Origin of the sequence: Streptomyces longisporus (assembly GCF_039532765.1) — a bacterium.
GTDB lineage: Bacteria > Actinomycetota > Actinomycetes > Streptomycetales > Streptomycetaceae > Streptomyces > Streptomyces longisporus.
The window spans coordinates 237,003-253,384 of sequence record NZ_BAAASG010000012.1 but is presented as its reverse complement, the minus strand read 5'-3'; the positions used below and the strand labels follow the sequence as shown (position 1 = coordinate 253,384).

Annotated in this window: 16 protein-coding genes; 8 read left to right on the top strand and 8 right to left on the bottom strand. The window is 68.1% G+C overall.

Going from position 1 to position 16,382, the window contains the following annotated elements; translation table 11 throughout:
• Positions 1-54: 54 nt before the first annotated feature.
• Together cydB and ABD355_RS26830 are read right to left on the bottom strand one after the other, a co-directional pair.
• Entirely contained in the window at positions 55-1,059 is a 1,005-nt protein-coding gene (cydB, locus tag ABD355_RS26835) for a cytochrome d ubiquinol oxidase subunit II (RefSeq protein ID WP_344403233.1), read from the bottom strand.
• An 18-nt stretch (positions 1,060-1,077) separates the two neighbouring features.
• Positions 1,078-2,586 (bottom strand): cytochrome ubiquinol oxidase subunit I, encoded by a 1,509-nt coding sequence (locus ABD355_RS26830; protein WP_344403232.1) that lies wholly within the window; start codon positions 2,584-2,586, stop codon positions 1,078-1,080.
• Positions 2,587-2,732: 146 nt separating this feature from the next.
• Here ABD355_RS26830 and ABD355_RS26825 point away from each other — a divergent pair, with 146 nt between their 5' ends.
• Positions 2,733-3,107, top strand: coding sequence for a cyclophilin-like fold protein (locus ABD355_RS26825; RefSeq protein WP_344403231.1), 375 nt, complete (start codon positions 2,733-2,735; stop codon positions 3,105-3,107).
• Positions 3,108-3,114: 7 nt separating this feature from the next.
• Here the strand turns inward: ABD355_RS26825 and hisC are convergent, their stop codons facing one another.
• Positions 3,115-4,194, bottom strand: a complete 1,080-nt coding sequence (gene hisC / locus ABD355_RS26820; RefSeq protein WP_344403230.1) for a histidinol-phosphate transaminase — start codon at positions 4,192-4,194, stop codon at positions 3,115-3,117.
• Positions 4,195-4,591: 397 nt separating this feature from the next.
• On the opposite strand from hisC, the gene ABD355_RS26815 reads away from it, so the two are divergent.
• The 3 genes from ABD355_RS26815 to ABD355_RS26805 all read left to right on the top strand — a co-directional run bounded on the left by ABD355_RS26815 (position 4,592) and on the right by ABD355_RS26805 (position 8,050).
• Positions 4,592-5,704, top strand: coding sequence for a LacI family DNA-binding transcriptional regulator (locus ABD355_RS26815; protein ID WP_030938801.1), 1,113 nt, complete (start codon positions 4,592-4,594; stop codon positions 5,702-5,704).
• Positions 5,705-5,905: 201 nt separating this feature from the next.
• Positions 5,906-6,988 carry a metallophosphoesterase gene (locus ABD355_RS26810; protein WP_344403229.1) on the top strand — a complete coding sequence of 361 codons (1,083 nt, stop codon included), beginning with the start codon at positions 5,906-5,908 and terminating at the stop codon, positions 6,986-6,988.
• Positions 6,989-7,180: 192 nt separating this feature from the next.
• Positions 7,181-8,050, top strand: a complete 870-nt coding sequence (locus ABD355_RS26805; RefSeq protein ID WP_344403228.1) for a hypothetical protein — start codon at positions 7,181-7,183, stop codon at positions 8,048-8,050.
• A 158-nt stretch (positions 8,051-8,208) separates the two neighbouring features.
• On the opposite strand, the gene thiC is transcribed toward ABD355_RS26805, so the two are convergent.
• Positions 8,209-10,011 (bottom strand): phosphomethylpyrimidine synthase ThiC, encoded by a 1,803-nt coding sequence (gene thiC / locus ABD355_RS26800; RefSeq protein ID WP_344403227.1) that lies wholly within the window; start codon positions 10,009-10,011, stop codon positions 8,209-8,211.
• Positions 10,012-10,264: 253 nt separating this feature from the next.
• Between thiC and ABD355_RS26795 the strand changes: the two genes are divergently transcribed.
• Positions 10,265-11,749: a YibE/F family protein gene (locus tag ABD355_RS26795; RefSeq protein WP_344403226.1), complete on the top strand. Its 1,485-nt coding sequence runs from the start codon at positions 10,265-10,267 to the stop codon at positions 11,747-11,749.
• Positions 11,750-11,901: 152 nt separating this feature from the next.
• On the opposite strand, the gene ABD355_RS26790 is transcribed toward ABD355_RS26795, so the two are convergent.
• From ABD355_RS26790 to ABD355_RS26775, 4 genes are all read right to left on the bottom strand, one after another.
• Complete coding sequence (locus ABD355_RS26790; protein ID WP_266957524.1) at positions 11,902-12,339, bottom strand: SsgA family sporulation/cell division regulator; 438 nt, start codon at positions 12,337-12,339, stop codon at positions 11,902-11,904.
• A gap of 98 nt (positions 12,340-12,437) precedes the next feature.
• On the bottom strand, positions 12,438-13,265 hold the full coding sequence (locus ABD355_RS26785; protein WP_425585789.1) for an IclR family transcriptional regulator: 828 nt from the start codon (positions 13,263-13,265) through the stop codon (positions 12,438-12,440).
• A gap of 307 nt (positions 13,266-13,572) precedes the next feature.
• The gene (locus ABD355_RS26780) at positions 13,573-13,785 is read right to left on the bottom strand and encodes a DUF5326 family protein (RefSeq protein ID WP_344403224.1); all 213 of its coding nucleotides are present in this window, start codon (positions 13,783-13,785) and stop codon (positions 13,573-13,575) included.
• Positions 13,786-13,934: 149 nt separating this feature from the next.
• A complete protein-coding gene (locus tag ABD355_RS26775) occupies positions 13,935-14,252 on the bottom strand; it encodes a cupin domain-containing protein (RefSeq protein WP_099930040.1) in 318 nt (105 codons plus the stop codon).
• 59 nt (positions 14,253-14,311) lie between these two features.
• Between ABD355_RS26775 and ABD355_RS26770 the strand changes: the two genes are divergently transcribed.
• The 3 genes from ABD355_RS26770 to ABD355_RS26760 are packed head-to-tail and all read left to right on the top strand — an operon-like array spanning position 14,312 to position 16,336.
• Positions 14,312-14,689 (top strand): phage holin family protein, encoded by a 378-nt coding sequence (locus tag ABD355_RS26770; RefSeq protein ID WP_344403223.1) that lies wholly within the window; start codon positions 14,312-14,314, stop codon positions 14,687-14,689.
• 7 nt (positions 14,690-14,696) lie between these two features.
• A complete protein-coding gene (locus tag ABD355_RS26765; RefSeq protein WP_344403222.1) occupies positions 14,697-15,188 on the top strand; it encodes a low molecular weight protein-tyrosine-phosphatase in 492 nt (163 codons plus the stop codon).
• Entirely contained in the window at positions 15,185-16,336 is a 1,152-nt protein-coding gene (locus tag ABD355_RS26760) for a cystathionine gamma-lyase (RefSeq protein WP_344403220.1), read from the top strand. The genes ABD355_RS26765 and ABD355_RS26760 overlap by 4 nt, the downstream gene beginning before the upstream one ends.
• The last annotated feature ends 46 nt before the right edge of the window (positions 16,337-16,382 follow it).

Below are 16,382 nucleotides of genomic sequence, written 5' to 3'. Positions count from 1 at the left end.
CACACCCTCTTCCTCAAGGGGCATGTTTCACGTGAAACATGCCCCACCTCGGACTCAGTGCACGGCGTCAGCGATGTGCTGCGTACCGATCCGCTTGCGGAACACCCAGTAGGTCCACCCCTGGTAGAGCAGGACGATCGGCGTGGCGATCGCCGCGCACCAGGTCATGATCTTCAGGGTGTAGGGGCTCGACGAGGCGTTGGTGACCGTGAGGCTCCAGTCTCCATTGAGCGACGACGGCATGACGTTCGGGAAGAGCGACAGAAAGAGCATCGCCACGGCGGCCACGATCGTGATCCCGGACAGCGCGAACGACCAGCCTTCACGCCCGGCCCGGTTCGCCACCAGGGCGGCGACCAGCGCAGCCACGGCCACGACGAGCGCGACCAGGCTTTTGCCGTCACCGCTGTCGACCTGCGTCCACAGCAGGAAGATCAGCGCCACCACGGCGGTGACGAGACCGACCACCGTCGCCAGCTTCCGTGCCCTCTCCCGGATGTCCCCGACCGTCTTGAGCGCCGTGAACACGGCCCCGTGGAAGGTGAACAGCGTGAGGGTCACGAGCCCACCGAGCAGCGCGTAGGGGTTGAGCAGATCCCACACGGTGCCGACGTACTCGAAGTTCTTGTCGATCTTCACGCCCTGCACGATGTTGCCGAAGGCGACGCCCCACAAGAACGCCGGGATCAGCGAGGTCCAGAAGATCGCGGTCTCCCAGTTGCGCTGCCAGTTCTCCTCGGGCCGCTTCGCCCGGTACTCGAAGGCGACACCGCGCACGATCAGGCTGACCAGAATGATCAGCAACGGCAGGTAGAAGCCGGAGAAGAGCGTGGCGTACCAATCGGGGAAGGCGGCGAAGGTCGCACCGCCGGCCGAGAGGAGCCAGACCTCGTTGCCGTCCCACACGGGACCGATCGTGTTGATCAGCACCCGCTTCTCGGGCCGGTTCCGGGCCAGCAGCTTGGTGAGGATGCCGACCCCGAAGTCGAAGCCCTCCAGGAAGAAGTAGCCGGTCCACAGGACGGCGATCAGGACGAACCAGACGTCGTGAAGTTCCATGACTCGATCTCCCTCGGCCTAGTACGAGAAGGCCATCGGCTTGTCGGCGTCACGGTGGTCGCCGCCGATCTTCGTGGGCGGGTTGAGGTCGGCCTCGGTGAGCTCGGGCGGGCCTGCCTTGACGTACTTCACCAGCAGCCTGACCTCGACGACGGCGAGGATGGCGTAGAGCGTGGTGAAGACGATCATCGAGGTGAGGACCTCGGCCTGGGAGACGCCGGGGGAGACCGCGTGCCGGGTCTGCAGGACGCCGTAGACGACCCAGGGCTGGCGGCCCATCTCGGTGAAGATCCAGCCCCAGGAGTTGGCGATCAGCGGGAAGCCCAGGGTCCAGATCGCCACCAGCCAGTACAGCCTGCTGAGCTTGGGGCTCAGTGCCTTGTTCCTGAAGAGGACCAGATGCGGCACCTCGTCGTCGCCGACCCTCAGATGCTGCGGCAGCATGAACTTCTTACGGGTCAGCCAGAGTCCGGCCAGGCCGATGGCGAAGGACGCCATGCCGAAGCCGATCATCCAGCGGAACGCCCAGAAGGTGACCGGGATGATGGGCCGGTAGTCACCGGGACCGTACTTCTCCTGCTCGGCCTTGTTGGTGTCGTTGATGCCGGGGACGTACGAATGGAAGTTGTCGTCGGCGAGGAACGACAGCAGGCCGGGAACCGACAGTTCGACGGTGTTGTGACCCTTGCTGACGTCGCCGTACGCGAAGATCGAGAACGGCGCGGACCTCTGGCCGTCCCACAGCGCCTCGGCGGCGGCCATCTTCATCGGCTGCTGCTTGAACATGACCTTGCCGAGGGTGTCACCGCTGATCGCGGTGAGCAGACCGGCGATCACGACGGTGACCAGACCCAGCCGCAGCGAAGTCTTCATCACCCGGATGTGCTTCTTGCGGAACAGGTGGAAGGCGGCGATGCCGACCATGAACGCGCCGCCGGTCAGGAAGGACGCGGAGAGCGTGTGGAACGCCTGGGCGAGGGCGGTGTTCTGGGTCAGCACATGCCAGAAGTCGGTGAGCTCGGCACGCCCCTTCGCCTTGTTGATCCGGTAGCCGACGGGGTGCTGCATCCAGGAGTTGGCCGCGAGGATGAAGTACGCCGACAGGATCGTGCCGATCGAGACCATCCAGATGCAGGCCAGATGGATCCGCTTGGGCAGCTTGTCCCAGCCGAAGATCCACAGACCGATGAAGGTCGACTCGAAGAAGAACGCGATCAGGGCCTCGAAGGCCAGCGGGGCGCCGAAGACGTCACCGACGAAGCGCGAGTAGTCGGACCAGTTCATGCCGAACTGGAACTCCTGCACGATGCCGGTGACCACACCCATCGCGATGTTGATCAGGAAAAGCTTGCCCCAGAACTTCGTCGCCCTGAGGTACTTCTCCTTCTCCGTGCGCACCCAGGCGGTCTGCAGGCCGGCTGTGAGAGCGGCCAGCGAGATCGTCAGGGGGACGAACAGGAAGTGGTAGACGGTCGTGATGCCGAACTGCCATCGCGCCAGGGTCTCCGGCGCCAAAGCCAGGTCCACGTCGCCGCTCCTTACCGCTTGTGAAAGCGTTCACATTCACAAGCAATTATGACGCACCCGTTTTCGCCGATCAGCAGGGGGGTGCTGTCTTCTGCGTCACGTCAACCCCTTGGCAGCAAGTTCAACATCTTGTTGAATTACCTGCCGTGCAGATAAGGATCTCGTGGCCCGCCGGCCACCTCACCGCAACCCTCGACGACACCCCGACCACGCAGGCCCTCACCGAGGCACTGCCGCTCGCCTCCACTGCCCGTACCTGGGGCGAGGAGGTCTACTTCGACACGGGCGTCTCGGTTCCACGTGAAACATCGGCCAGGCAGGTCGTGGACCCGGGCACGGTCGCCTTCTGGACCGACGGCGACGCCCTTGCCCTCCCCTATGGGCCCACCCCGATCTCGCGAAACGACGAGTGCCGCCTCGCGAGCCCGTGCAACGTCCTGGGCCGCCTCGACGGCGACCCCGCACTCCTCGCCACGGTCCGCGACGGCGACCCGGTGCGCGTGGAACTCGTGGACGAGTAACGCCGGCTCAGAGCTCCTTGCGGAACCCTTCCGCCACCTTCAGGAAGATGTCGTTCGCCTCGGTCTCCCCGACCGTCACCCGCACACCCTCGCCCGGGAACGGCCGGACCACCACGCCGTGCTGCTCGCACGCCGCCGCGAACGCGACCGTGCTCTCCCCCAGCCGCAGCCACACGAAGTTGGCCTGGGTCTCGGGCACGGTCCAGCCCTGGGCACGCAGCCCGTCGACCACGCGGTTGCGCTCACAGACCAGCGAGCCGACCCGGCCGAGCAGTTCGTCCTCGGCGCGGAGCGAGGCAATGGCCGCCTCCTGCGCAAGCTGGCTCACCCCGAACGGCACCGCCGTCTTGCGCAGCGCAGCCGCCACCGGCTCATGGGCGATCGCGAAACCGACACGCAGGCCCGCGAGGCCGTACGCCTTGGAGAACGTCCGCAGCACGCAGACGTTCGGTCGCTCGCGGTACAGCTCCACGCCGTCCGGCACCTCGGTGTCGCGGATGAACTCGCGGTACGCCTCGTCCAGCACGACCAGTACATCGCCGGGCACCCGGTCGAGGAACCGCTCCAGCTCGGCGCGCCGTACCACCGTGCCGGTCGGGTTGTTGGGGTTGCAGACGAAGATGAGGCGCGTCCGGTCGGTGATCGCGTCCGCCATCGCGTCCAGGTCGTGCACATCGCCCGGGGTCAGCGGCACCTGCACCGAGGTCGCGCCGCTGATCTGCGTGATGATCGGGTACGCCTCGAAGGACCGCCAGGCGTAGATGACCTCGTCACCGGGGCCGCTGGTCGCCTGGATGAGCTGCTGGGCGACACCGACCGAACCCGTGCCGGTGGCCAGGTGGGAGAGCGGGACGCCGAAGCGGTCCGACAGCTCGCTCATCAGGCCGGTGCAGGCCATGTCGGGGTAGCGGTTGAAGGACGAGACCGCGGCCGTCACCGTCTCCATCACACCGGGCAGCGGCGGATACGGGTTCTCGTTGGAGGACAGCTTGTAGGCCACCGGACCGCCGGCCGCGGCAGGCTTGCCCGGCTTGTAGGTGGGGATACCCTCCAGCTCGGCGCGCAGCTTGGGGCTCGTCTCGCTCACCGCAGTCCTCCTCATGACCACCGGCTTCCAATACTGCTCACCTTATGAGGATTCGGCGCCGCTGCGTACAGCTGAGGACAGACCTCATCCGTCACATGCACATCAGGGGCATCACGCCCCGTAGGCAGACGAACCGGGGGGCGCGGCCACATATATCTATGCGCCGGTGGCTCGCGCCCTGGCGCGCATCGCCCATCAAGGTGAGTTGAGACCTCTTCGAAACATCGGGTACTTGGCAGGCCCATGCGCGCCGACAAGTCACGTAGTTCCATTGGATCGTTCAACTGACTTTGTTTCAAAGGTAGTTGACGGTATATGACCTTGCAGAAACGTGCCTGTCAACGCGTGCATATGCGTCCGCCCTACCCCACTCCATGAGCCCTACTATCGGCTCGCCATGACAGCAGCAGGGAAGCACCAGGTGAGCCGCGCGGAAACCTCACGCCGAGGCAGCCGGCCGGGCCGTGCGGGCATCAGAGACGTTGCCGCCGCCGCCGGAGTCTCCATCACGACCGTCTCCGACGCCCTCAACGGCAAGGGCCGGCTCCCGGACGCCACCCGGCGTCATGTCCGAGAGGTCGCCGACCGGCTGGGTTATCGCCCGTCGGCAGCGGCCCGAACCCTCCGTACCGGCAAGTCGGGCCTCATCGGCCTGACCGTGACGACGTACGGGGATGAACCTTTCACCTTCACCGAGTTCGCCTACTTCGCCGAGATGGCGCGCGCCGCCACCTCGGCCGCGCTCGCCCGCGGTTACGCCCTGGTCATCCTGCCCGCGACCTCCCGCCACGACGTGTGGTCGAACGTCGCGCTCGACGGCACGGTCGTCATCGACCCCTCCGACCAGGACCCGGTGGTCAGCGAACTGGTCCGGCAGGGCCTGCCCGTCGTCTCCGACGGCCGCCCCGCCGGCTCGCTCCCGGTCACCGCCTGGGTCGACAACGACCACGAGGCCGCCGTACTCGGCATCCTCGACCACCTGGCCGACGCCGGCGCACGCCGCATCGGACTGCTGACGGGAACCTCGACCGACACGTACACCCACCTGTCGACCACGGCGTATCTGCGCTGGTGCGAACGCGTCGGACAGGACCCGGTGTACGAGGCCTACCCGGCGCACGACCCGTGCGCGGGCGCCGTCGCCGCCGACCGGCTGCTCGCCCGGCCCGACCGGCCCGACGCCGTCTACGGCCTGTTCGACCCGAACGGCACCGACCTGCTCGCCGCGGCCCGCCGCTACGGCCTGCGGGTGCCGGACGACCTGCTTCTGGTCTGCTGCAGCGAATCCACCGTGTACGCCAACACCGAACCGCCCATCACCACACTCTCACTGAAGCCGCGCCGCATCGGCACGGCCGTGGTACAGCTCCTCATCGACGCGATCGAGGGGGTCGAATCGGACCAACCGGTCGAGCAGGTGATACCGACGGAGCTGATCGTGCGTACCTCGTCCCAGCGACGTCCGCCGCGTACGACCGTCAGCGCGCCGCGGTCGCCCGAAGAGGAGTAGAACGAGGGCCGTCAGCAGGCGGTCGAAGCCCTGCCCAATCGGGGCGAAAGCCGCGGTGAACTGGACTCTTCCTCCGATTCACCACCCCTGGGTCATCACATGGCGCGATCGGCATTCCTATGATGGGCCCACGACACCGCGGGCCGCTGCGACCAGGCAGTCCGAAGCGGTGCAGATGCGGCGCGATGGTGGAGGGGTCTGATGACTCAGGGGGCCGGTCAGGGACCCGAGACGGAGCGGACGGCGACGTTGCGCGACTTCCGGGTACCGGCGTATGTCCACGAGACCGGTCCGTACGGCCACAGCACATACCCCGGCGATGTCGCCAGACCCGTCGAGGAGCCGGCCGACCACCCGGAGGGGTACACCCCGACACAGCGCGACCTGCCGGTCATCAACCGCGGTGACACGCTTCAGGTGCCCGTCGACCCCGCGTCCCTCCCCATCCCGCAGCAGACGGACGGCGCGGGCCCGCTGTACGTCGTCGGTGATGTGCACGGCTACCTCGACGAGTTGGTGGCCGCGCTCCAGGAGCAGGGCCTCGTCGACGCCGCGGGCAACTGGTGCGCGGGCACGTCCCGGCTGTGGTTCCTCGGCGACTTCACCGACCGCGGCCCGGACGGCATCGGCGTCATCGACCTCGTGATGCGGCTGTCCGCGGAGGCGGCCGCGGCCGGCGGCTACTGCAAGGCCCTCATGGGCAACCACGAGCTGCTGCTGCTGGGCGCCAAGCGGTTCGGCGACACCCCCGTCAACTCCGGTGCGGGCACCGCCACCTTCCAGGCGGCCTGGTTGCTCAACGGCGGCCAGAAGACCGACATGGACCGCCTCCAGGACCACCACCTGCAGTGGATGGCCCGCCTCGACGCCGTCGAGGAGGTCGACGGCTATCTGCTCGTCCACTCGGACACCACCGCCTACCTCGACTACGGCGACTCGATCGAGGCGGTCAACGACACCGTCCGCGAAACGCTCACGCGCAACGACGCCGACGAATGCTGGGATCTGTTCCGCAAGTTCACCAAGCGGTTCTCCTTTCGCGACGAGGGCGGTGCAGACGCCGTACGCTCCCTGCTGGATACGTACGGCGGCACACGGATTGTTCACGGTCACAGCCCCATTCCGTATCTGCTGGGCGAGGTCGGCTCCGAGGAGGGCGAGGACAGCGCGGGGCCCGTGGTCGAAGGACCGCACGTCTACGCCGAGGGACTCGCCATCGCGATGGACGGCGGAGTGACCATGGCCGGAAAGCTGCTGGTCCAGCAACTGCCGCTGGATATCTGAACGTTCACAGGGCAGGCGTCCCCCATGGAGGAATCGCGATAAACGGCGCAGGCCAGGGCCCAATTTCTTCAAACCCCCTGTCACCGTGTGCCGTCGCCGCTCTACCATCGGCTTATCCGTAGCAGGCTCCCCTCCGTTTCTGCCCGACGGCTCGTTGGCATGCGAGCCCCAAGCCCTACGGAGCATCGGGGGATGCACATGAACAGCGTTCCGCAGCACCTGCTGAGCGAGGACCGCCAGGAGTACGAGCGGGTCCTCGATGAGGCGCTGCGCTCCGCCCCAAACCGCCCGGAACTGGCCGCTGTCGGCAAGCGGCTCAACCCCGAACAGCTGCGCACGATGGCGCTCAACGCCACCGCACTCATCACGGTGGCAGCGGCGGCCGAGTACCAGCACTACGTGAAGGTTCGCGAGGAACTGCGCCAGCCGGCGCCGTCCACCCCGCCGTCCACCCGTGAATCCGGCTCTGCGGAGCCGGGCGCGGCGGCGGTGGGGCTCGCCACCACCCTCGGCGAGGCCGCCGAGCCGGCCGGCGCGGGCGCCGTCGCCGTCGCCGCCGTCCTCACCCCCGTTCTCGCCGGAACGGCCGCGGTGATCTTCCTGCTCGTCGGGTACATCATCAAGTCGCTGGAACCCAAACAGGTGTTCGGCAAGACCATGATCACGGCCGGCTGGGTGTTCGGTGCCATGACCGCGGCCGCGATCCTCGTCGCCGCTGTCGGGCTGCTGCTCACCGCCCTGCGCAACCAGCCCTCGCTCGAGTCCGGACCGTACGGCGAACTGAGCGAGGAAGTGGCCCTGGCCAGGGAAGCCTGGCGCGAAGCACTCCTGGAGCGCGGCATCCTGCCGTTTCTCAGGGAGGCACTCGCCGACCCCGGCACCGCCGCGGCGCTGCACACCGCCACTCCGCCGACGTCGACCAGCCGCATGCCCCACCTCGGCTACGACCGCCCGGGCTTCAGCAGCCCGGACGACGGCTCGATCCCCGGCGCGCGGCCGAGCTTCACCAGCCCGGACTACACCAGCCCGGACTTCGGAGGCCCGGAACACCAGCCGGAGTAACCGTCGGCTTGCGCCCCCCGCATCGGAAAGGCCCGTCAGGGCCCGCAGGGGGAGCGCAAGCCGAACACCGATCCCGCCGACGGCTCCGCCTTACGGCACCTCACGCCGAAGAGCGGGACCGTCCTCCACGTCGGGGAAGCGACTCACCCCGGGATACGTCAGTCCGCGATCGGCAGGTACACCCTGTTGCCCGCGGCCGCGAACTCCTTCGACTTCTCGGCCATGCCCTGCTCGATCTCCGCTCGGCTCCCGCCGTGTTCGCGGCGGATGTCTTGGGAGATCTTCATCGAGCAGAACTTCGGCCCGCACATCGAGCAGAAGTGGGCGGTCTTGGCCGGCTCCGCCGGAAGGGTCTCGTCGTGGAACTCCCGTGCCGTGTCGGGGTCCAGGGCGAGGTTGAACTGGTCCTCCCAGCGGAACTCGAAGCGGGCGTCGGACAGCGCGTCGTCCCATTCCTGCGCCCCGGGATGCCCCTTGGCGAGGTCGGCTGCATGGGCGGCGATCTTGTAGGTGATGACACCGGTCTTGACGTCGTCACGGTTGGGCAGCCCCAGGTGTTCCTTGGGCGTGACGTAGCAGAGCATGGCCGTGCCCCACCAGGCGATCATCGCGGCACCTATGCCGGAGGTGATGTGGTCGTACGCCGGCGCGACGTCCGTGGTCAGCGGGCCGAGCGTATAGAACGGAGCTTCATCGCAGATCTCCTGCTGAAGGTCGATGTTCTCCTTGATCTTGTGCATCGGGACGTGTCCCGGGCCCTCGATCATGGTCTGTACGTTGAAACGCTTGGCGATCCGGTTGAGTTCCCCGAGCGTGCGCAACTCCGCGAACTGCGCCTCGTCGTTGGCGTCCGCGATCGACCCCGGCCTGAGGCCGTCGCCCAGCGAGTACGTGACGTCGTAGGCGGCGAGGATCTCGCAGAGTTCCTCGAAGTTCTCGTACAGGAACGACTCCTTGTGGTGTGCAAGGCACCACGCGGCCATGATGGAGCCACCGCGCGAGACGATGCCGGTCTTGCGGTTCGCGGTGAGCGGGACGTACGGCAGACGGACGCCCGCGTGGACCGTCATGTAGTCCACGCCCTGCTCGGCCTGCTCGATGACGGTGTCCTTGTAGATCTCCCAGGTGAGCTCCTCGGCGCGGCCGTCCACCTTCTCCAGGGCCTGATAGAGCGGCACCGTGCCGATGGGGACGGGGGAGTTGCGCAGCACCCACTCACGCGTGGTGTGGATGTTGCGGCCGGTGGACAGGTCCATGACCGTGTCGGCGCCCCAGCGGGTCGCCCAGGTCATCTTCTCGACCTCCTCCTCGATGGAGGACGTCACCGCGGAGTTGCCGATGTTGGCGTTGACCTTCACCAGGAACCGCTTGCCGATGATCATCGGCTCGATCTCCGGGTGATTGACGTTGGCCGGCAGTACCGCGCGGCCCGCCTCGATCTCCTGGCGGACCACCTCGGGCGAGACGTTCTCCCGAATGGCCACGTACTCCATCTCCGGCGTGATCTCCCCACGGCGGGCGTACGCGAGCTGCGTGACCGCCTTGCCGTCGCGACTGCGGCGCGGCTGACGCGGCCGACCCGGGAAGACCGCGTCGAGGTTGCGCAGACCGCCTCGTGGAGAGGTGTGCTTGATCCCGTCGTCCTCGGGACGGGCGGGACGGCCCGCGTACTCCTCGGTGTCACCGCGCGCGATGATCCAGTTCTCGCGCAGCGGGGCGAGCCCCCTGCGCACATCGGTGTCGATGAGCGGATCGGTGTACGGGCCCGACGTGTCGTACAGCGTGACCGACTGCCCGTTGGTGAGATGCACCTGACGAACCGGCACCCGCAGATCGGGGCGAGAGCCCTCGACATACGCCTTGTGCCAGCCGATGGACTTCCCGGCCTCCTGGGACGATTCGCCCTGAATGGGCTGTTCGTCCTGGCTGGAGGCAGGCGTGCGTGCGTCCTTGTTGGTCATGAGACCTACTCCCTACGCCGGCATTACCCGGTAACAGGTTCGGCGGTCGACGCAGCGGTTTCCGTCTGTCGACGTTTCGTGGGGAACATCACTCGACTTCGGTGATGTTCCACGTGAAACATCGCTGGGACGGAGGTCAGCGCCCTCTCAGCCCGGTGCTCCGAGCTCCCGCGTGTGCAAAGGTGCCTCCACGCTAGCGTCAATTCGGGCGCGCTGAACAGAGGGCCCCTGTCGTTCTTGCGATGATCTGGCGGTGACCACGACGCATCAGCCCCCCTACCCCCCTCCGGAGCCGCCCCGCGGCCACCGCTCCGGAGACGGCAGCGGCCATGGTTCCGGGGCCGGGCACCACCACGGGCCGGGGGCCGGCGCCGGGCACGGTCACGAGGCCGGTGGCGGGCACGGGCGCGGGCACGGCCATGGTTCCGGTGGCGGGCACGGTCACTCGCACAGCCACGGTCCTGCGGCCCCCGTCTCCAAGCACCTGCGCAAGGTCATCGCCGCCATCCTCATCCCGTTCACCGCGGCCGTGGCAGTCGGGCTCGTGGTCCTGTGGCCCGGTGGCGCCCCGCCGCACCAGCGCAGCGGTGTGGGCTTCGACCGGCAGACCCAGCAGGCGACGGTCACCAAGGTCGTGAGCGTGAGCTGCAAGTCGGTGAACGCCTCGGGCGAGACCCCGACGGGGGACACCTCCAGCGCAGAGGGCTCCTCCGCACAGCAGCAGGCGAAAGGCACCTGCAAGAAGGCGACGATCCGCGTCGACACCGGCAAGGACAAGGGCCGTACGTTCACCGAGATCGTGCAGCCGGACCAGTCACGGCAACTGCACGAGGGCGAGAAGGTCGTCGCCGCCTACGAGCCCTCCGCGCCGAAGGACCTGCAGTACTCGGTCGCCGATGTGAACCGCCGCTTCCCCATGGCGCTGCTGGCCGGCATCTTCGCGCTCGCCGTCGTGGTGGTGGGCCGGATGCGCGGTCTGATGGCCCTGATCGCGCTGGCCGTCAGCTTCATGGTGCTGACCTTCTTCATCCTGCCCGCGATCCTGCAGGGCTCGGACCCACTGCTCGTGGCGGTGATCGGATCGAGCGCCATCATGCTGATCGCGCTCTACATGTGCCATGGCCTGTCGGCCCGTACCTCCGTGGCGGTGCTGGGCACGCTGCTCTCGCTCGTCCTGATCGGCCTGCTCGGCTCCGAGTTCATCGGCTGGGCCGCCCTGACCGGCAACACGGACGACAACACCGGCCTGATCCATGGCCTGTACCCGTCGATCGACATGAGCGGCCTGCTGCTGGCCGGCGTCATCATCGGCTCGCTCGGTGTCCTCGACGACGTGACGGTCACCCAGACCTCGGCGGTGTGGGAGCTGCACGAGGCGAATCCGTCGATGGGCTGGCGGGGGCTGTACCGGGCGGGCATCCGCATCGGCCGCGACCACATCGCATCCGTCGTCAACACCCTCGTCCTCGCCTACGCGGGCGCCGCGCTGCCCCTGCTGCTGCTCTTCTCCATCGCGCAGAGCAGTGTGGGGACGGTCGCCAACAGCGAACTGGTGGCGGAGGAGATCGTGCGCACGCTGGTGGGCTCGATCGGCCTGGTCGCCTCGGTGCCGGTCACGACGCTGCTCGCGGCACTGGTGGTCGCGGCCGACCGTCCCGGACCGGAGCAGACTGCGGGCCCGGCGGGCGCAGCACCTGCTGCGGCGCGCACGGGGCGGGGCCGACGGCGCAAGCGGTGAGGCGCGGGCCACTCGGGCACGCGTGAACAGACGCTCGGGGCGGCACAGACTCCGGCCGCCGCGCACACGGGGGCGCGGAGACATGGAGAAGCGTTACTGCGTCCTCCGCATCCCACGCAGAAGCGTTCCGGCCGATCCCCCGCCGTCCCGTCTCAGCCGGCGCTCTGCTCCTCCGCAAGGATGCGGTCCAGAGCCTCGTCGAGGTGGGCGTCGAAGTCGGCGAGGGAGCCCTCCTGGCCGAGTGGCACCAGCTTGTCGGTGCGGTCGAGGAACGCGATGAGCGACGCCGTGGACGCACGGAACAGTGCCTGGTCGCGGCCGACCTGAAGCCGGATCAGCACCTCTGCCAGGGAGTCCGGTTCGGCGGGCGAGACGCGTACATCTCCTTCTCCGCAGGGTCGGCACACCCCGTCGATGAGCAGCTCACGACCGAACGCCCAGGTCACCGGCGCATCACCCGGCAGGTGGAAGGTCAGCCTCACGGCATAGGGATCACAGCTCTCGTAGCGCAGCTCCACCGGGATGCGGAAGGAGAGCTCCTCGGACACGAGAAAGCTCATCATGACCTCTGCCTGTACGGACTCGCGCATCGCCTACCCCGTCATGTGAAGCCGACCGGCTGGGAGTGATCCCCTGACACTGGTGGAATCTTGCTGAACGTACACGACAGATCACAAGGAGTGAGTTTTCAGATACTGATAGAGATCGCGAGTGACCCCATCAGCCTTCCGATTTCGCTCTGCAGTTGCCGGGTCGCGGACATCAGCCGGTCGGCCTGATGGGAGGGCAGAGAAATGGCCATCGTCGCGGCCGTCGTCCCCACCGTGATCGGAATCGCGGCGCAGACCGTCCCGAGCGCGTACTCCTGCCGCTCCGTCACCGGCTCCATCCGCCGTGTTCGCTCCAGCCGCCGCAGCAGGGTGTGGCTGTCGCGCACGGTGTACGGGGTGATGGACTGCACGGGGTAGCGGTCGAGGTGGTCGCGGCGGGCCGCGTCGTCCAGCTGGGAGAGCAGGCACTGGCCGATCGCATGGGCGTGCGCGGTCTCACGGAAGTCGGCCCACTCCTCGACGGCCGGATTGCCCGGGGTGTCCGAGACGCACATGACCTCGATCTCGCCGTCCCGGTAGACGGCGTAGTACACGGGCACACCGATCGCGTCCCGCCAGCCGGCGAGTGCGTCGACGATCGTGCTGCGACGTTTCTGCTGGGCTCCGCTGCTGCTCAGTCGCACCGCTGCTTCGCCGAGGAAGAACAGGCCTTTGTCCCGGCGCAGATAGCCCTCGTGGACGAGGGTGCGCAACAGGTGGTACGCCGTCGGGAGCGCCAGGCCGGTCTCGCGGGCGAGCTGTTTGGCGGGGGCTCCGTGCTCGTGCCCGGCGACGCATTCCAGCAGGCGCATCGCGCGCTGGACGGATCCGATGAGGGTTGCGGACTGCGGCTGCGGAGGAGCGGTTTCCGGGGACGGCTGCACCGGTGGCGCGGTCAGGCGCGAGGAGGCGGGTGGTGCCGTCACGCGCTCCTGCGTGGAGGGACCCGGCTGTTCGGGGGGCCTGATGCGGCGTCCGGGGGCCGGTGTGGGGGGTACGTGGGGGTCCGTGGGTGCGGTGTCTACCGTGGCCAAGGGTCACTCCCGAAGCGCGAGGGGGCTGCCCGTGCCGTGGGGAACACGGGAGGGGGTGTACGCCGCTCGCGGGGTCGCCCCCGCGTCGAATTCCGGACTCTAATGGCCAGGTGGCGCCTTGATGCGTCCTGTCCGGAAAACTTCCCTCGCGCGAGGGAACCGGTGATTCCTGTTACCGATCACCGGTGTCCCAGCGCCCTCACCAGTCGCTGCGCGACGAGGAGCTCGACATGAACTTCCGCACGACGTAGATCAGTCCGCCGACCAGTGCCACGAAGACCAGCACCTTGAACAGCAGCCCGATGACGAAGCCGACGACGCTGGCTATCAGCCCGCCGAAGACGACGAGGGCGATGACCGGCACCGCAATCCACTTCACCCACCACGGCAGTCCGCCGAAGATCTCACCCATTGCGCTCGTCCTTACCTCTCCGCCCGGCTGCTGTGCAGGGGCCCCTTGATGTCCTGCACTCGATGCTAGGGCCGGCAGGGGCCCCGGCGGGGGCCTCGCATCCCTTGTCCTCCCCTGACTGATCCCCTAGGGAACCCCGAGACGGCGGGTCAGCTCTCCGGTGGAGAGAACACCACGAGCACCCGCAGGTCCTCACTGATGTGGTGGAACTTGTGGGCGACGCCGGCCGGCACGTACACCACGCTGCCGCGGGCGACCTCGGTGGTCTCCAGACCGACGGTGATCGAGGCACGGCCGCTCACGACGAAGTAGACCTCGTCCTGGTTGTGGGGCTTCTGTGGATCATGTTCGCCGGCATTGAGCGCATACAGACCGACGGACATGTGCCGCTCACGCAGAAACTGCAGGTAGGCACCCTCGTTGGCGGCCCGTTCCGCCTCCAGTTCGTCCAGCCGGAATGCCTTCATCGCCCTAGTCGCCCTCGTCCCAGTGCTCGTGACCGATCTCGTCTGCCACGATCAGACACATGAAGAATTTCGTAGTCAAGACGATCGCCAACGCGGGTGCCCTGGCGGTGGCCGTATGGCTGCTCGACAAGATCACCCTGACCGGTGACAGCACGGGCAAGAAGGCCGGCACCCTGATCGTCGTCGCGCTGATCTTCGGCTTGGTGAACTTCCTGGTCAAGCCGATCGTGAAGGTGCTGACCTTCCCCCTGTTCATCCTGACCCTGGGCCTGATCACCCTCGTGGTCAACGCACTGATGCTGCTGCTCACCTCGTGGCTGGCCGACAAGCTCGACCTGAGTTTCCACGTCGAGGGGTTCTGGACGGCGGTCCTGGGCGGCCTGATCATCTCCATCGTGTCCTGGGCGCTGCACGTCGTCCTGCCCGACAACGACTGAGCACGCGATGAGCTATCGCGTCTGCTTCGTCTGCACCGGAAACATCTGCCGCTCCCCGATGGTGGAGTCCGTCTTCCGGGCCCGCATCGCGGAGGCGGGACTCGACGCCCTGGTCGAGGTCGACAGCGCCGGCACCGGCGGCTGGCACGAGGGCGACGGCGCCGACCCGCGCACCGTCTCCGTCCTGGAGAGGAACGGCTACGACAGCAGCCATACGGCACGGCAGTTCCAGCCGTCGTGGTTCTCCCGTCTGGACCTCGTCATCGCCCTCGACACCGGCCATCTCAAGGCCCTGCGCCGCCTCGCCCGCACTGCGGAGGACGCGGCGAAGGTGCGGCTGCTCCGCTCCTACGATCCGGCCGCCGGCGACGACCTCGACGTACCGGATCCGTACTACGGGGGCATGGACGGCTTCGAGGAGTGCCTTGAGATGGTTGAAGCGGCGAGCGAGGGTCTGCTCGCCGAAGTACGCCGGCAAGTGGAGGTGGAGGCGGTATGAGCGACTCCGGTACGGGTCCGTCGACGAGCAGCGGTGACGGCACCCGCGCGGTGCGGGCCGGGCTGCCCGAGCCGGCCAAGAACCAGCCGCACCTGCCCGGACCGGCGTTCGCCGCCCACTACCACCTGCCGGGTGACGTCGACGGCCCGTACACCTACGGACGCGACCAGAACCCAACCTGGAGCCTGCTGGAGCGGGCCATCGGCGAGCTGGAGGCACCCGGGCAGGAGGGCGTCGAGACGCTCACCTTCGCCTCCGGGATGGCCGCCATCTCAGCGGTGGTCTTCTCTCAGCTGCGGGCGGGGGACACGGTCGTCCTGCCCAGCGACGGCTACCAGGTGCTGCCCATGGTGCGCGAGCAGCTGGAGGCGTACGGCATCGAGGTGCGTACGGCGCCCACCGGCGGCGACGCCCAGCTCGACGTCCTCGACGGTGCGAAGCTGCTGTGGATCGAGTCGCCCTCCAACCCCGGGCTCGACGTGTGCGACATCCGCCGACTCGTCGAGGCGGCACACGCGCGTGGCACCCTCGTCGCCGTCGACAACACCCTCGCCACTCCACTGGGACAGCGTCCGCTGGAACTCGGCGCGGACTTCGCCGTGGCCAGCGGCACCAAACAGCTCACCGGGCACGGGGACGTCCTGCTCGGCTACGTCGTGGGCCGCGACGCCGAGGCCATGGCCGCCGTACGCCGCTGGCGCAAGATCATCGGCGCGATTCCGGGACCCATGGAGGCCTGGCTCGCGCACCGTTCGATCGCCACGCTCCAGTTGCGCGTCGACCGCCAGTGCGCGACGGCTCTCACCGTCGCCGAGGCGCTGCGGAAGCGGCCCGAGGTGACCGGCCTGCGCTACCCGGGCCTGCCCGACGACCCTTCGCACAAGATCGCCTCGCAGCAGATGCGACGCCATGGATGCGTGGTCTCCTTCACGCTGCCCACGCGCGCGCGTGCCGACCGTTTCCTCGATGCCCTGCGGCTCGTGGACGACGCGACGAGCTTCGGCGGGGTGCGGTCGACGGCCGAGCGGCGCGGGCGCTGGGGCGGGGACGCCGTGCCGGAGGGCTTCATTCGCTTCTCGGTCGGCGCCGAGGACCCCGAGGACCTGGTGGCAGATGTGCTCCGCGCGCTGGAGGCGTCGGCGGAGTGACGACATCGGCAACTGCCTTACGGTCGCCGGGCCGACGCCCGGCTAC

Bases quoted from the DNA above. Each gene is read 5' to 3' on its own strand.
- cydB (WP_344403233.1), bottom strand. From the start codon at position 1,059: ATGGAACTTCACGACGTCTGGTTCGTCCTGATCGCCGTCCTGTGGACC.
- ABD355_RS26815 (WP_030938801.1), top strand. From the start codon at position 4,592: ATGACAGCAGCAGGGAAGCACCAGGTGAGCCGCGCGGAAACCTCACGC.
- ABD355_RS26810 (WP_344403229.1), top strand. From the start codon at position 5,906: ATGACTCAGGGGGCCGGTCAGGGACCCGAGACGGAGCGGACGGCGACG.
- ABD355_RS26805 (WP_344403228.1), top strand. From the start codon at position 7,181: ATGCACATGAACAGCGTTCCGCAGCACCTGCTGAGCGAGGACCGCCAG.
- thiC (WP_344403227.1), bottom strand. From the start codon at position 10,011: ATGACCAACAAGGACGCACGCACGCCTGCCTCCAGCCAGGACGAACAG.
- ABD355_RS26790 (WP_266957524.1), bottom strand. From the start codon at position 12,339: ATGCGCGAGTCCGTACAGGCAGAGGTCATGATGAGCTTTCTCGTGTCC.
- ABD355_RS26780 (WP_344403224.1), bottom strand. From the start codon at position 13,785: ATGGGTGAGATCTTCGGCGGACTGCCGTGGTGGGTGAAGTGGATTGCG.
- ABD355_RS26775 (WP_099930040.1), bottom strand. From the start codon at position 14,252: ATGAAGGCATTCCGGCTGGACGAACTGGAGGCGGAACGGGCCGCCAAC.
- ABD355_RS26770 (WP_344403223.1), top strand. From the start codon at position 14,312: ATGAAGAATTTCGTAGTCAAGACGATCGCCAACGCGGGTGCCCTGGCG.
- ABD355_RS26765 (WP_344403222.1), top strand. From the start codon at position 14,697: ATGAGCTATCGCGTCTGCTTCGTCTGCACCGGAAACATCTGCCGCTCC.
- ABD355_RS26760 (WP_344403220.1), top strand. From the start codon at position 15,185: ATGAGCGACTCCGGTACGGGTCCGTCGACGAGCAGCGGTGACGGCACC.